Consider the following 14,369-nt stretch of genomic DNA (forward strand, 5'->3'; position numbering starts at 1 on the left):
GCTGACGAATACTAATCGATCGAGGACTTAACTAACCTTTTTGGTAGATGTACGTTGAATGATCTCTTATTTAGTTTTCAAGGTAACAAGGAAAAAATGACTTTTTTCAACAAAGATCTTGATTTTTTCACAAAAACGATTATAATAAGATTTGTGCCTCTTTGAAGCACAACATAACAGATAGCAACTTTGCCTGGTAGTAATGGCGGAGAGGTCACACCTGTTCCCATGCCGAACACAGTAGTTAAGCTCTCCAGCGCCGATGGTAGTTGGGACTTTGTCCCTGCAAGAGTAGGACGCCGCCAGGCATAGTCATTCTAATTGGTATTATTCCACAGTAGCTCAGTGGTAGAGCAATCGGCTGTTAACCGATCGGTCGTAGGTTCGAATCCTACCTGTGGAGCCAATGGAGAGCTGTCCGAGTGGCCGAAGGAGCACGATTGGAAATCGTGTAGGCCGTTACCGCGGCCTCGAGGGTTCGAATCCCTCGCTCTCCGCCACTATAAACTGTCACATACATAATTGGCCCGTTGGTCAAGTGGTTAAGACACCGCCCTTTCACGGCGGTAACACGGGTTCGAATCCCGTACGGGTCACCATTTGAGGAGGATTAGCTCAGCTGGGAGAGCACTTGCCTTACAAGCAAGGGGTCGCAGGTTCGAGCCCTGCATCCTCCACCAGTTCGAAAATGCTTGAAACTTTAATTTAGTTTTAGTAAACTGTTTTATAGGCTCTTGAAAATATCATTCATATCGCGGGGTGGAGCAGTCTGGTAGCTCGTTGGGCTCATAACCCAAAGGTCACAGGTTCAAATCCTGTCCCCGCAACCAATATTTGTTAGTTTTTTGGTCCGGTAGTTCAGTTGGTTAGAATGCCTGCCTGTCACGCAGGAGGTCGCGGGTTCGAGTCCCGTCCGGACCGCCACTTTAAACTAGTTTTGCTTTCATACATAAAACAAATGGCTCGATAGCTCAGTCGGTAGAGCAAGGGACTGAAAATCCCTGTGTCGGCGGTTCGATTCCGTCTCGAGCCACCATTTTTGTTTCCATATCGTGGAGGGGTAGCGAAGTGGCTAAACGCGGCGGACTGTAAATCCGCTCCCTCAGGGTTCGGGAGTTCGAATCTCTCCCCCTCCACCATTTTCATATTTAGGGGTATAGTTTAATGGTAAAACGAAGGTCTCCAAAACCTTTGATGTGGGTTCGATTCCTACTACCCCTGCCAATCATATGGCGGCCGTGGCGAAGTGGTTAACGCACCGGATTGTGGCTCCGGCACACGTGGGTTCGATCCCCACCGGTCGCCCTTTTTGTATATTGGGCCATAGCCAAGCGGTAAGGCATCGGGTTTTGATCCCGTGTACCCCAGGTTCGAATCCTGGTGGCCCAGCCATGAAGCGGAAGTAGTTCAGTGGTAGAACACCACCTTGCCAAGGTGGGGGTCGCGGGTTCGAATCCCGTCTTCCGCTCCAATTTTGTTTTTAGGATGGCGGTATAGCCAAGTGGTAAGGCAGAGGTCTGCAAAACCTTTATCACCGGTTCAAATCCGGTTACCGCCTCCAATATACTATGCCGGTGTGGCGGAATTGGCAGACGCGCGGGACTCAAAATCCCGTTCCCTTTTTGGGAGTGTCGGTTCGACCCCGACCACCGGTATCATTAAGATTGATATGACGACATTCTTACGGAATCTATTCGTAGGGATGTCTTTTTTTGCGTTGTATATAACATAGTACGTGCGATATTCAGTCCCGCGCGTACGGACGAACAGACGCTTTCCTTTAAACTAACCAGAGGAGGGCGTTTTTTTAATGGGATATATTAGGCGAAGAAATGAGTTGCCGCATGAAATAGATATGGCGGCAGAACCGCTAGAATATGAAACAAAGTGGGAATTTATACTTTTTCTGCGGAAAAATGGGTGCAGGAAAATCAACTAAATCAAAAGAAATAGCAGTAAATAAAAATGCGGTACTGTTATCTGAGGATGAATGGCTTTCATCCCTTTATCCCAATCAAATCGAATCATTTGAGGATTATCTAAAATTTTCGGCACAGATCAAGCCGTTGGTAAAAAAGCATGTCCAAAACATATTAAGTGTCGGTACAGATGTAGTAATGGATTTTCCAGCTAATACTCAAGGGCAGCGAAAATGGTTTTTGGAATTAGTTTTAGATGTCAATTCAAGCCATCAACTAATTTACCTTAATTTAACTAACGAGTAATGCTTACGTCAAATTGCACAAAGGCGAATAGAACAACCCGAAAGAGCAGAGTTTGACACGGAAGAGATGTTTACTCATGTTACTAACTTTTTTGAAGCACCTGAAGTATCAGAGGGTTTAAATATTTTAGAGTTCAGTGGAAAAGAATAACAAGGAGTTCGACATAAAAATGTCGCATCTTCATCAATCGGGCGCAGTTGTGGAGGAAGCACTGTGTTTGTATCGGGCGAGATTGTTTAAATAAATAAAACAAATAAAGGGTGGGGGGAACGGATGAGAATTGATCAGCAAGAATTTATTGTAAGCGATACAACCTATGTAATTAGATCTGCTAAAAATATAGACGCAAAGGAATTGTCTGAAATCAGATTGCAAATCGATGGAGAGACTGAAAACCTTGACAGAGAAAAAGGTGAAGCATTTATAGACATTCAAGGTTTTGAAGAACTAATTAAAACAGATACAGAAAATAAGAAGAACCTTTTTTTAGTTGCTGTAATTCATGACAAGATTGTCGGCTTTTCAAGATGCGAAGGCAATCGTTTGAAAAGGTTTGCACACAAAGTAGAGTTTGGGGTTTGTATCCTAAAAGATTATTGGGGTTATGGAATTGGTAAGAATCTACTAAAAGAATCAATTGCCTGGGCTGACTCAAACGGAATAAAAAAAATAACCTTAAATGTTCTTGAGACAAATGAGAAAGCAATAAATCTCTATGAGAATTTCGGCTTCAAAACCGAAGGGATTTTGAAAAATGACAAACTTTTATCTGATAAAGAATACTACAATACCATTGTAATGGGAAGATTTAATGGATGATGCCTATGCGCTGTTCCGTAAAAGGAAGCAGTTGTAGAAGAAGCATTGAGCTTGAATTAGGCCATTTTGTGGAAAAACACTTGGAGTGAGCAGTGTATGCGGGGATAGGAGATAAGAAAAATTATTAATCTGTTTTTAAATTTTAGACACTTTAGTAGAGCAAAGCAAAGAAGAAGGTTTTCGCTTTGTAGAACGGTTATTGAATGATTAAAAAAATGGTATTAATACGTTTAGCCATTTTGGAGAAGGGATCTTTGGTGTATTTAATGAAAAAGGTTTAGTTATCTCTATTGGCAAACTAAACAAGGACCCGTTTTCTAATGAACAACATATAGGCAGACTGAAAAGGTTTTATGTTGATATGGATTATAGAAGGAATGGCATCGGTAGTATTCTTGTAACAAATATAATTAACGAAGCCAGAAAGCATTATAAAATTTTAGTGCTTCATACGGATACAAAGCAAGCGGATAAATTTTACAACTCAATCTAAAAGGGCGATATTTATCCAAAACCAAGTCACTTTATGGAGCTTTAAAGCAAAAGTATTTATTAAGCTGTCGAAGATATTTAAGGTTGAGTTTCATCAAATAGGCCATTCAGTTGAACATTGGAAGGAGAAGTTATGTCTAAGAATATTGCTGTACTAACGGATATACATGGGAACAGTTCTGCACTTAATGCCGTACTTAAAGATATAGATGAACAAGGAAATATAGAGCATATCTATTGCTTAGGAGATTTGATTGCCATTGGACATGAGACAAATCAGGTCCTTGAGGGGCTTCTCTCAAGAAATGATATTTCATGTTCAAGGTAACCACGATGAATCTATACTAAATATCTTTCATGGGGTAGAACCTGGAAGCAGTGGCGAAGAGAGAGACCATCATTATTGGATAGCAAAAAATATGGATAAAGAATATATTTCATTTATTAATAAAATGCCAAAAAGAATAGAAATTACGATTAATGGCAAAAAGTTTTTGTTTCTGCATTACCATTTGAATGATAAGAATCAATTTCTAAGTATAGATAATAATCCTTCGGCGACAAAGCTTGATAATTTTTATGTGAATGAAGACGCAGACATAGTTTGTTTTGGACATCATCACATCTTACATCATTTTAGAGGAAGTCACAGGATTTATATTAACCCTGGCTCATTGGGATGTAATTCAAAACCAGTAGCGAATTATGCAATTATCAATATTAAAAATGATGGCTGCATTAATTGCACGTTTAAAGAAATACAGTATGACAATCAAGAGTTTCTTCGTGATTATTACAAGTATAACGTGCCTGATAAAGAAGCTTTGTTAAGTATTTTTCATGGCAATCAAGATAAAGAGATTATTGGAAATTGATTAAATGATTGTTCCATAATCGGGCGCAATTATTGAATAAGGATTAGCGCCAGTATCGCATATAAGGGCCATTATGTTTAACAACCAAGTAAATATCTCGGGGAAACATAGCATAAATGTATCATTGGAAAATAACGAAGAGTTTTCAACATTCTTAAATACTAAGATTAGGGAATTCAATAATGAACATTCAATCCATCATAAAAATGTAAGAAAAAAAGAATCAGTACAGCCAATAAATATCATCGTAACCAATGATGAAGGCAGATGGATCGGTGGAATTACTGCGGAGGTTTATTGGAATTGGCTTGAAATAAATGACTTTTGGTTTGATAAAAAGTTTCGTGATAATGGGTTAGGCGGTTCGTTATTGAGTAAAACAGAAGAAATAGCTCTAGAAAAAGGAGCAACAAAGGTAATGTTAACGACGTTTGAATTCCAAGCTCGATCATTCTATGAATTACACGGTTATAAAGTTGTTGGAGAAGTTAAAGATTATCCACCTGGAAGTAGTTATTACTCAATGGTAAAATCATTGAATCCAGAAAAGGAATAATTAATCTTCCAGAATCGGGCGCAATTCTAGAATAAGAGTTGTGCTCTTTATTTATGATTATTTATGAAAAGGGTCATTTAATCAAATAAAAGAAATGGTATAGATATAAAGGAATTGTTTTAGCAATCTAGAAGAAGTCTATAGTAATAAATTTCACACATAAGGAGATAAAACTATGACAAAAAGCAAATTACTAAGAATGGACAATGTCGGCATCGCTGTAGAATCCCTTGATAACGCAATCTCTTTCTTCGAGGAGATTGGCTTGAACCTTGAAGGGAGAACCACTGTCGAAGGTGAATGGGCTGGTCGTGTAACAGGACTGGGTTCTCAGTGCGTTGAGATTGCTATGATGGTTACCCCAGATGGCCACAGCCGACTTGAACTTTCGCGATATCTCACCCCGCCTACTATATCGGATCACCGGACTGCTCCTGTAAACGCCCTCGGTTATCTACGTGTAATGTTCACCGTTGAAGACATTGACGAAATGGTGGCCAAACTTACTAAGTATGGTGCCCAGCTCGTAGGCGAAGTGGTTCAGTACGAGAACTCGTATCGGCTCTGTTACATTCGTGGAACCGAGGGACTTTTAATCGGTTTGGCGGAACAACTCGGTAACAAATAAGTGAGTGACGTTTTATAAGTATACTGAAATGTTATATGCCAATTCGGCTCGATTTGAAAAAAATTCTTATTCAATAAAAGGGCGCAAATCATGAATAAAATCATTTTTGAATCAGAAAATCACTTTGGAAATTAAAGGAGGAAGTAATGACTAATATCATACTGTTATTTTCTTCTTTAGCCTCTGGTTATTTTTTAGGTAGCCTTAACTCTGCTGTCATTGTTGGAAAATTATATGGAAGAGATATAAGGAGCTGTGGAAGTAGAAGCGCGGGGCTAACCAATACGTTGAGGGTATTAGGTAAAACCGCTGCGGTATTTGTTCTTGTCGGAGATGTTTTAAAGGGGATAATTGCTTGTTTTATAGGTCTAATTTTCTTTGAAGTTTACTTCTATACGGTAGATGCTCAAGATAGTTTAAGCCTTTTAGTCGCAGGTTTAGGAGCAGTTATTGGGCATAACTGGCCTTTATTTTTTAAATTTAGAGGGGGGAAGGGAGCATTAACAGCAGTGTCTGTGCTGTTTATGGTTAATTGGATTCTGGCTCTTTTATGCATTACTTTTTTTATATTAATTGTAGCTATGACACGGTATGTATCTTTAGGAACAATTAGTGCTACTGGACTTATTCCAGTTGTCTCATTTATTTCTGTTTTTGGACATACCTTTTATTTTAATATATTTGCTTGTTTAATGGCTGCCATTATTATTATTAAACACAGAGAAAATATACAAAGGTTACTTTCAGGCACAGAAAATAAACTTATATTTTGATTTTAATGGTAGTGGATTTACCATTAAGGTTATAGTTTTGGGGGAGTGCTATTGGGAGTTGAAATACATGTAACGTAACGAAATGTGCATGCTTTTCGAGAAAGAACTTCGCAACCTTTAAAGATTCTATTGGAATTGTTTTATAAGTTGATAAAATTTTAAACATAGATATTACGTTTTGGTGGGCTAAAATAAAGGCGTACTGCGGGTGGTATCCCATTAAGTGATAAAAGTAGAGATAATGTAAATACTTAAATGATACAGAAATAGGTTGACTAAAGAAAGAATATTTGTTAAATTATAAATAATTAAACATTTAAGAGCTGCTTAATCTAATAGACTCTATTCCAGAAATAGAGCATTCCTTAGATAAAATCAGTAATAAAAATGGAGGTATATTATTTTATACTCTTTTTTATTACTGGTTTTAATTTTATTAGAGAAGGTAGCGATTCCATAACTAAGATTTTAATTATAAGAGGTAAAAGTTTTTCAAAATAAAACATTTCATTTTCTTAATCAGCAGTAAATCAGCTTTTCTCCTTGTTGGTAAATACATACAAAGTATGCAGAATTGCGTAGAATATGATTTACGAAAATTTTGGTGTTATCGAGGTACATCACCATTTAACAACGATACAACAGTCTTAATGGAAACTTACTTGTCCTTGGCTGTTAAGATGTTATTGAGCTTATTCAAATTATTAACAAACGTTTTCTTCAGATCAAATGTGCCATCCACGGGCGCTAAATGATTGCACGTAACGCCTATAGTTTTAGTATATATTAAACGAAAGGAAGAAATAAAATGAGATATTATTTGGAAGCGGATACAATTATTATGAATGCGAGAGTTTTTACCATGGATGACCTGCAACCGAGAGCTGAGGCAATAGCAATTAAAGATGGAAACATTGTCTACGTTGGATCTGAGGAAGAGGTTTTTTCTTGGAAAGGTGAGAATACTCAAATTGTAGATGTGAATGGAAAAACGGTATTACCAGGATTTATTGAAAGTCATACACATCCGGTTGAATACGGATTAAATTTACTTAAATTAGACTGTCGCCCTAACGAAACTCCATCCATAGGAGCTATCCTAAAAAAAGTTAAAGAAAAAGCGGATCGATTGCCAGAAGGTGAATGGATTAGAGGGTGGGGGTGGGATGACAGTAGAATGAAAGAAAAGCGAAATCCAACACGATGGGATTTAGATAAAGTTGCTCCAAACCATCCGGTTATTTTAGAGAGAACCTGTAAACATATGGCTGTATGTAATTCAAAAGCGCTAGAAATTAGTGGTGTTTCTGAAAATACTTCAAGTCCTGATGGTGGGCATATAGAACGTGAAAAAGATACTGGGAAATTAACAGGCCTGGTTCAAGAAAAAGCTCAAGGAATGATAGCTGTCCCTCAATACAAAGTGAAAGATATCATAAAAGGAATGAAATTAGCGCAAAAAGATTTTGCTAAATGGGGAATAACAACCGTACATGAAATGGGTACACAGGCTAACTACTTTAGGGCTTATCAGGAAATGGATATGAATAAAGACTTACAAGTAAGAATTAGGCCATGGTTTTGGGCGATCGATCAAAATGGATTTCAAGGTTATTTTGATGAAGTTTTAGCCTTGGGTATTCAAAGTGGTTTGGGTGACGATATGATAAAAGTTCAAGGCATGAAGTTCATGCTTGATGGTAGTGTAGGGGGGAAAACGGCAGCAGTAGAAATGCCCTATGAAAATGAAGAGAACCGCGGCATCCTGTATGATAATGCAGATCACTTTTCCCCTTTTGTGAAACAAGCCTTAGAAGCTGGATTAAGAGTGGCGATACATGGAATTGGAGAAAGAGCAATAGAAGTAGCTATTACTGCGTTTGAACGAGCAAGTACATCTGTTGATATCAAGAAAATGAGAAATCGTATTGAACATTGTGGTCTTCCAACTCATGATCATTTAAGGAGGATGAAGAATCTTGAATTAATAGCTGCTTCCTCCATAGGTTTTGTTTATTATTTGGGTGATAGTTATTTGAAAAACCTTGGAGAAGAAAGAGTAAAACGAGTTTATCCTCATCGCTACTTTAAGGAGTATGATATTGTTGCACCAGGAAATTCAGACTTGCCTGTTACTGGTGGCAATCCATGGACAGGGATTTATGCAGCGGTAAACAGAAAAACAATATCTGGTCAAGTACTCGATAAAACGCAAAACATTACTATACACGATGCGATTAAAGCATACACAGCCGATGCAGCATATAGTTCAGGGGAAGAACATTTAATTGGTGTAATTAGACCTTCCGCAAAAGCAGATATTATTGTTGTTTCTGAGAATCCGTACGAAATAGATGTAGAGAACCTAATAGATATCAATGTGGAATATACGTTTTTAAATGGAAAATTAATCTACAATCAATAAAAAATAAAATATAGAAGGGTAGGACCATGAATGTTCCCGGAAGAACAAAAAATGGTATTAGGTTCCATAGTGATTCTTTATTTCTTCTTTTTATTCGCCCTTTCTGTTTACATTAATAAAAGTTCGATTAAAACATATGATGATTACAATTTGGCAAGCAGAAATGTATCATTATTTCCTATTATCCTAACTTTTGTTGGGACTGCTGTTGGGGGATCGACATTACTCGGTTTTATGGAAAATGGATATGTTTTAGGGATGGGACAGCAATGGTTGAACATTAGCTTATTAGTAGTGGGAATACTTATGGCCTTCTTTCTAGTAAAAAAGATTAGAAAGATAGGAAGTAAACATAGAATGGTTACCATTGGTGACTTTACAGCACTTCGATACGGTGAATCCGCACGTATTCCTACTGTTATAAGTATATTGATTGCCTATTGCGCAATTACAGGTATGCAATTTACTGCTATTGCCACTATATTAAATTTGACGATTGGCCTTAGCATGACCACAGGGGTTGTAATTAGTTGGGTTCTATTAACCATCAAGACATATTACGGGGGATTAAAATCTGTTATATGGCAGGATGCTGTTCATGGGACTATACAGACAGTTGGTGTATTCTTACTATTCTTTGCCACTTTAATTGTTGCAGGAGATTTTAGTACTATTTCACAGTAAATGCTCAGGCAATAAACGAAGGAAGCCACTTAAATGTTTTTGGAATACCGACAACAGAAGTTTTAATATATACTGTTACAATTGGAGGTTATCAGTTTGTTCGGCAAGATTTATGGCAAAGGTATTGGGCAGCCAGTAGTGACAGAGTAGCTCTTCGTGGATACTGGGCTTCCATCATCCTTGGTTGTTTAATTGGAGCATTTGTAATTGCTATTGGAGTCTTAGGAAAATATGGTTTACAACTTAATATGGAAAATTCAGCGTTAATTTATTATGAAGTTATTACAAACGTTTTTCATTTCCCAATAATTATAATCATGATTACCGCGTTAATGGCAACCGTTATTTCAACTGCTGATTCCTTTTTTATGGCAAGTTCTTCTTCCGTTATCAATGATTTAATTAAACCTAGAATGAAGAATAGGGATGATACAAAGTTATTGAAATACAGTCGCTTATCCGTAATTTTAGTTTCAGTCTTTGCATTATTGCTTTCCTTGTATATTCCACAATTAGTAAATCTATGGGTAACTGGTACAGCCATGTTGGTATCGGGCTTATTGGCACCTGTTGTTTTTGGGCTATTTTGGAAAGGTGCAACCAAACAAGCAGGTATTTCATCCATGTGGTTAGGGCTCGTTGTTGCGGTTACATGGCAAATTTCAGGTCATCCTTTTGGAGTACATCCGGTATTTCTCGGATTGCCTATTTCTATTCTAACGTTGCTTATTGTTTCATTCCTGACAAAGGACAAGGAGCAAGATAACTCTATAGATATAGCAAATTAATTATTATTGGGAGGCGGTGATCACTTTGTTTTTGAAAATAACGAAAGATAGTAATACGAATTAGCTAAAAAACATATCCGAATACTTGTCGTAAATCTTCTATAATTTACATAAATGAAGTATGTCCTAAAACATATTTGCTTCCTTCCTTTTAGTTTTTCGTCTAATGTTTCATACTGCTGTCTATATTAAATAGAAACTATTAAAACATTGTATTTGTTTAAGAGTAATTAAGAACCAATTAACAGTTTATTTTGAAAGATAAGAAAGTATAAAATTTGATGCTATGGCGTAACCAAATAACCGAATGGGCCCCGTCCGGCTCCAGCACTCAACAATTAGGCGAATTCACTCCATTGCCCTAGGATAATTCATCATCGGTTCGTTCTAAATAGGAAGGCCGGCTAAAGACGGGTTTGCCGGAGGGCGCCGGCATACTCCTGTTGCAGGAGCATGATTCCTAAAACTTGAGTTGATTCGTTCCAGTCGCTACGTTGCTAAACGGGCGCTTGCACCTTTGTTCTTAGTTTTCAGTATGTTCAAGCTTATTTCATTTTAATTAGCTAAGAGGCAGAAAATAATATAAAAACACTTTTTGTATATGTCGCTCTGTACTAGTTTTTAAAGTTCTACGCAATATCTTTTTTTGTTTTTAATCTATAATCCTGAACGGTCCATAAGAAACCCATTATCCCAAGGCCGCCTATTAACAAAAACAGAACTGTCATCATAGCATTCGATAATAAAGCACTAACCATTAGACCTAAACTACCTAATATTTGTCCTGCATCCATGGATAATCCGCTCACTGCTATATAAGAGCCTCTTGCATCTTTATTTGCCAATTGAGCTACATAGGTTGAACGAATAGGCTGGAAAAGAATTTCTCCTACAGTAGCTACTGCGATTGCAACTGTTAACAGGACTATCACGTTATTCCATGCTAAGAAGCTATAACCCAATACGTACATAAACAAGCCTACGAACAAAGTAGTATTCATATTTATTTTCTGAGCTATGTTTCCAACTATACCCGATGCTAAAATTACAATCATCGTATTAGTAACAATTAGAATGCTTAACATTTTGGGACCATCAATGATGAGTCCGAAAATCGAAGTATGAATATCTTCATTTAGACGAACAGCGATAAAGCCATATAGCTGAAATTCTAACGATAGAATGAGTAGTGTTGATACGCAAAGGACCATAAAACGAACGTCTTTTAATACTTTTATATAATCGGAAATAAAGCCTAAAATAACACCATTTTTCTTATCATTTTTTGGCACATAATCATCTTGAATCCATCCCACTGTTAACAAGAATGTAAAGATTGAGAGGATGGCAAATCCTAAAAACAGCTCAAATTTATGAGTTTGGAAGAATAAACCACCGAGGATGATCCCAATGGAGAATGCAAGATTGCTAGACCAATAGACAAATCGATACATCAAGGGCTGTTCTTCCTCTGAACTAACGTCTATTAGGAGTGCTTCTGAGGCAGGGTCGATAAATCTGCTGGTAATACTTAATAGAAAAAACATAAAAAAAGTAAGCCAGACAGATTCAAACCATGGAGAATTAGCAAGAGCAATAATGACAAATGAAATTGTTTGAATCATACTTCCTGCTACCATGACTTTTTTTCTTCCAAACCGATCTGCAAAAGAACCCCCATACATACCAAAGATGATCGATACAACGGTTGTCAATGTTAAAATTGCTCCAGCCCAAGCTATTCCTAGATTACTGGAAAAATAAATGGCCATAAAGGGAAATATACTCATTTCCGCTATATCCGAAACAAATGAAACAACCATGCGGATTTTAATATTCAAATGAAATTGTTTAAAATCAGATAAATTCATTACTTTTCTTCTCCTTCCCTCTTAATATTGTATATTGGAAATTAAGAAGGAAAAAGTGCAATGTATGTTTTTATATTTCACATTTTTTAGAGAATTTGTTTTTCTAAATGAGAAAAGTCCAACAGTAAATAAGCATGCAGTCCATACTCTAATCTACTAGCTATAATTATTATTAAAGGGGTATCCTATATTAAAAATACATCTTTCAAAAAATGCTTGTGATAATCATTATATTAGCTATTTATAAATTATAAGCTCATTCTTTTTTTATCCATAACTTCTGGAATATTGGCCAACCGTATCCGCTTATATGAATTCCTTGTAAATTTGATTGGAAGGTGTCCTGTTCAGATGCATGAACGGTAAAAATAATGGTGCCATCTTCTTTTAACTTTTCTTCAACTGCTTGAAATACTTGAAGAAATCCCTCAAAATTAGGCTGTTTTATTATAGCATTGAACCCTTTGTCTAATTCGTCAAGTTGAGAAGGACTAAGAAATCTACGAATTCCATATTCATTGCGAAGCAGTATTAGAATTGCTAACTCTATATTATCTTCAAACCCTTCTCCTGTGTAAACGGCATCAAAGGATAACATGAAATCTTCATTGTAAATATCCGCTAACTCAATTGGGTGAACTTTAACCTTAATCCCGATCTCCTTTAGTTTGTGTGCCATCCAATTGGCATCCTCTAAAAAATCTTCAAAACGTAATGCAGCTAAATGGATAATTTCACCTTTGTATTTCGATTTATTAAGAAGTTGTTTTGCCTTTATAGTCGAATGCTTCATGTTCTTGTAATCGCTCTTACTTGGAATAAAACTTGTGGAAGGCGCTTCTCTTGCTCCCCCCAAGTCCTGTACCATTTTTCGAGAATCAATCATTTCACTCACTGCCTGTTTAAAGAAACAGCTTTGGTGGGCACCTGACTTTTTCATGTTAAATATTAAGTAATTACTTCCATTATCATAAATGGTATAAGTTAATCCTTTCGTTTTATCTTTTCCTAGATTATCATGGGTAAAAAAATTCAATGGATTAAGGTTAGTTTCAGGTAGTTTCCACATTTGAATTTGGTCTAAAAAAGGTCTTCCTTGAAAATGATATTCAAAAGCCTTTAAAACAATTTTTTTATCATTCACAAAGTCAATTTTGAAAGGTCCCGTTCCTATAAGAATGGAGCTATTAATATCATATCCTATAGGGATAATAGATGTGAAAATAGCACTTAAAAAATTGGAAAATACACGATTCCCATCTTTTAAGTGAAAGGATATGATGTACTTGTTTTGAATCGTAATATCTTGTATCCCCTCCAACAACCATTTATTTGGAATATCTATTCCACCATTTATAAGTGATTGAAATGTCCATTGAACGTCTTTACTAGTTAAAGTTTTTCCATCATGAAATCGAACCCCTTTGCGAATATAAAAGGTCCAAATGGAGTAGTCCTCGTTAACTTCCCATCCATGTGCAAGATGGGGTTCGATCGTTTTGCTAACAGGATTATAACGAACTAGTGTGTCAAAGACCTCATTTAGGATATGAGCCTCTGTAGCAATTGTTACAAAAAAAGGGTTCATATTATACATACTGTGTTGACATGGCATATGTAAAATATCATTCATTTCCTCTTGATTGTCTATATGTTGAATACCAAATGCATTTTTAATCGTAGATAAAAGATTCTCTTTTAGGCTAGAGGAAAAATTACTTTGTTTTACAAAGTTTACTGCTTCTTTCACTTTCTCCTTTTTAACCAAATTTTCAACATGAAGAAGTGCTGCTTCGTCCAAAGGCTTTAAAAATGTTAAGGTTGATTTTTTGCCACGACCACGTTGACCTTTCCAAGCAACATACCCTTTTTCAATCCATTTTTGCAATATATAGTGAGCATTTCTAGAAGAACAGAAAAGAATAGCTGCTATTTCTTGTTTGGATATTAGTATTTTATCCGCCTGTTGATATTTAAATTTTAAATCGATATAGTACTCTAAAACCTCCATTTGAAAACAAACTCCTTCAAAATATGAAAAATAAAATTTCATATTTCACTTTTTTCTTATTATTTTCCAATATACAATAAAACATAGATAATGAAAAGGAAAAAAATTACTTTCATAGCATGATTATACTATAATAAAGGAAATTTTAAATTTTTTATAGTTCTATTATATTAGGAATTAATTTTAGTTTTTAATAGTTAGAACAAAGGCGCAATTGGTTAC

At 36.2% G+C, this 14,369-nt stretch carries 12 protein-coding genes, 14 tRNA genes, 1 rRNA gene and 1 pseudogene; 26 read left to right on the forward strand and 2 right to left on the reverse strand.

Going from position 1 to position 14,369, the window contains the following annotated elements:
• Positions 1-192 precede the first annotated feature (192 nt).
• The 26 genes and pseudogenes from rrf (at position 193) to BUB45_RS20690 (ending at position 10,265) form a co-directional block, all read left to right on the forward strand.
• Positions 193-308, forward strand: a 5S ribosomal RNA gene (rrf, locus tag BUB45_RS17685).
• Positions 309-331: 23 nt separating this feature from the next.
• Positions 332-406, forward strand: a tRNA-Asn gene (locus BUB45_RS17690).
• A gap of 2 nt (positions 407-408) precedes the next feature.
• A tRNA-Ser gene (locus BUB45_RS17695) sits at positions 409-500 on the forward strand.
• A gap of 24 nt (positions 501-524) precedes the next feature.
• Positions 525-599, forward strand: a tRNA-Glu gene (locus BUB45_RS17700).
• Positions 600-604: 5 nt separating this feature from the next.
• Positions 605-680 (forward strand) — tRNA-Val (locus tag BUB45_RS17705).
• A 73-nt stretch (positions 681-753) separates the two neighbouring features.
• A tRNA-Met gene (locus BUB45_RS17710) sits at positions 754-830 on the forward strand.
• A gap of 17 nt (positions 831-847) precedes the next feature.
• A tRNA-Asp gene (locus BUB45_RS17715) sits at positions 848-924 on the forward strand.
• Between the two features lie 36 nt (positions 925-960).
• Positions 961-1,036 (forward strand) — tRNA-Phe (locus tag BUB45_RS17720).
• Between the two features lie 18 nt (positions 1,037-1,054).
• A tRNA-Tyr gene (locus BUB45_RS17725) sits at positions 1,055-1,139 on the forward strand.
• Between the two features lie 11 nt (positions 1,140-1,150).
• Positions 1,151-1,224, forward strand: a tRNA-Trp gene (locus tag BUB45_RS17730).
• Positions 1,225-1,232: 8 nt separating this feature from the next.
• Positions 1,233-1,305: transfer RNA gene (locus BUB45_RS17735), tRNA-His, on the forward strand.
• Positions 1,306-1,317: 12 nt separating this feature from the next.
• A tRNA-Gln gene (locus BUB45_RS17740) sits at positions 1,318-1,392 on the forward strand.
• Between the two features lie 4 nt (positions 1,393-1,396).
• Positions 1,397-1,471 (forward strand) — tRNA-Gly (locus tag BUB45_RS17745).
• Between the two features lie 16 nt (positions 1,472-1,487).
• Positions 1,488-1,561, forward strand: a tRNA-Cys gene (locus BUB45_RS17750).
• A 9-nt stretch (positions 1,562-1,570) separates the two neighbouring features.
• Positions 1,571-1,655: transfer RNA gene (locus BUB45_RS17755), tRNA-Leu, on the forward strand.
• Between the two features lie 222 nt (positions 1,656-1,877).
• A pseudogene (locus tag BUB45_RS17760) lies at positions 1,878-2,375 on the forward strand (P-loop nucleotide/nucleoside kinase family protein).
• 123 nt (positions 2,376-2,498) lie between these two features.
• Positions 2,499-3,044, forward strand: coding sequence for a GNAT family N-acetyltransferase (locus tag BUB45_RS17765; RefSeq protein WP_073012978.1), 546 nt, complete (start codon positions 2,499-2,501; stop codon positions 3,042-3,044).
• Between the two features lie 289 nt (positions 3,045-3,333).
• Positions 3,334-3,537, forward strand: coding sequence for a GNAT family N-acetyltransferase (locus BUB45_RS20515; protein WP_244527766.1), 204 nt, complete (start codon positions 3,334-3,336; stop codon positions 3,535-3,537).
• 132 nt (positions 3,538-3,669) lie between these two features.
• Complete coding sequence (locus BUB45_RS20830; protein WP_084723795.1) at positions 3,670-3,864, forward strand: metallophosphoesterase family protein; 195 nt, start codon at positions 3,670-3,672, stop codon at positions 3,862-3,864.
• Positions 3,803-4,411: a metallophosphoesterase family protein gene (locus BUB45_RS17775; protein WP_084723798.1), complete on the forward strand. Its 609-nt coding sequence runs from the start codon at positions 3,803-3,805 to the stop codon at positions 4,409-4,411. Before BUB45_RS20830 ends, BUB45_RS17775 begins: the two co-directional genes overlap by 62 nt.
• 73 nt (positions 4,412-4,484) lie before the next feature.
• A complete protein-coding gene (locus BUB45_RS17780; protein ID WP_073012981.1) occupies positions 4,485-4,967 on the forward strand; it encodes a GNAT family N-acetyltransferase in 483 nt (160 codons plus the stop codon).
• Between the two features lie 175 nt (positions 4,968-5,142).
• Positions 5,143-5,595: a VOC family protein gene (locus BUB45_RS17785; protein ID WP_073012984.1), complete on the forward strand. Its 453-nt coding sequence runs from the start codon at positions 5,143-5,145 to the stop codon at positions 5,593-5,595.
• Between the two features lie 146 nt (positions 5,596-5,741).
• Positions 5,742-6,368 (forward strand): glycerol-3-phosphate 1-O-acyltransferase PlsY, encoded by a 627-nt coding sequence (gene plsY / locus BUB45_RS17790; RefSeq protein ID WP_073012987.1) that lies wholly within the window; start codon positions 5,742-5,744, stop codon positions 6,366-6,368.
• Between the two features lie 808 nt (positions 6,369-7,176).
• Positions 7,177-8,793 carry an amidohydrolase gene (locus tag BUB45_RS17795; protein WP_084723800.1) on the forward strand — a complete coding sequence of 539 codons (1,617 nt, stop codon included), beginning with the start codon at positions 7,177-7,179 and terminating at the stop codon, positions 8,791-8,793.
• 30 nt (positions 8,794-8,823) lie between these two features.
• Positions 8,824-9,477, forward strand: a complete 654-nt coding sequence (locus BUB45_RS20685) for a sodium:solute symporter family transporter (RefSeq protein WP_280157586.1) — start codon at positions 8,824-8,826, stop codon at positions 9,475-9,477.
• Between the two features lie 80 nt (positions 9,478-9,557).
• A complete protein-coding gene (locus tag BUB45_RS20690) occupies positions 9,558-10,265 on the forward strand; it encodes a sodium:solute symporter family protein (RefSeq protein ID WP_280157593.1) in 708 nt (235 codons plus the stop codon).
• A 629-nt stretch (positions 10,266-10,894) separates the two neighbouring features.
• Here BUB45_RS20690 and BUB45_RS17805 read toward each other — a convergent pair.
• Together BUB45_RS17805 and BUB45_RS17810 are read right to left on the reverse strand one after the other, a co-directional pair.
• The gene (locus tag BUB45_RS17805; protein ID WP_073012990.1) at positions 10,895-12,136 is read right to left on the reverse strand and encodes an MDR family MFS transporter; all 1,242 of its coding nucleotides are present in this window, start codon (positions 12,134-12,136) and stop codon (positions 10,895-10,897) included.
• Positions 12,137-12,392: 256 nt separating this feature from the next.
• Positions 12,393-14,147, reverse strand: a complete 1,755-nt coding sequence (locus BUB45_RS17810; protein WP_073012993.1) for an ABC transporter substrate-binding protein — start codon at positions 14,145-14,147, stop codon at positions 12,393-12,395.
• Positions 14,148-14,369: the final 222 nt, after the last annotated feature.

Source organism: Virgibacillus chiguensis, from assembly GCF_900129865.1.
Classification (GTDB): Bacteria; Bacillota; Bacilli; order Bacillales; family Amphibacillaceae; genus Virgibacillus; species Virgibacillus chiguensis.

Bases quoted from the DNA above. Each gene is read 5' to 3' on its own strand.
- BUB45_RS17765 (WP_073012978.1), top strand. From the start codon at position 2,499: ATGAGAATTGATCAGCAAGAATTTATTGTAAGCGATACAACCTATGTA.
- BUB45_RS20830 (WP_084723795.1), top strand. From the start codon at position 3,670: ATGTCTAAGAATATTGCTGTACTAACGGATATACATGGGAACAGTTCT.
- BUB45_RS17775 (WP_084723798.1), top strand. From the start codon at position 3,803: ATGAGACAAATCAGGTCCTTGAGGGGCTTCTCTCAAGAAATGATATTT.
- BUB45_RS17780 (WP_073012981.1), top strand. From the start codon at position 4,485: ATGTTTAACAACCAAGTAAATATCTCGGGGAAACATAGCATAAATGTA.
- BUB45_RS17785 (WP_073012984.1), top strand. From the start codon at position 5,143: ATGACAAAAAGCAAATTACTAAGAATGGACAATGTCGGCATCGCTGTA.
- plsY (WP_073012987.1), top strand. From the start codon at position 5,742: ATGACTAATATCATACTGTTATTTTCTTCTTTAGCCTCTGGTTATTTT.
- BUB45_RS17795 (WP_084723800.1), top strand. From the start codon at position 7,177: ATGAGATATTATTTGGAAGCGGATACAATTATTATGAATGCGAGAGTT.
- BUB45_RS20685 (WP_280157586.1), top strand. From the start codon at position 8,824: ATGTTCCCGGAAGAACAAAAAATGGTATTAGGTTCCATAGTGATTCTT.
- BUB45_RS17805 (WP_073012990.1), bottom strand. From the start codon at position 12,136: ATGAATTTATCTGATTTTAAACAATTTCATTTGAATATTAAAATCCGC.
- BUB45_RS17810 (WP_073012993.1), bottom strand. From the start codon at position 14,147: ATGGAGGTTTTAGAGTACTATATCGATTTAAAATTTAAATATCAACAG.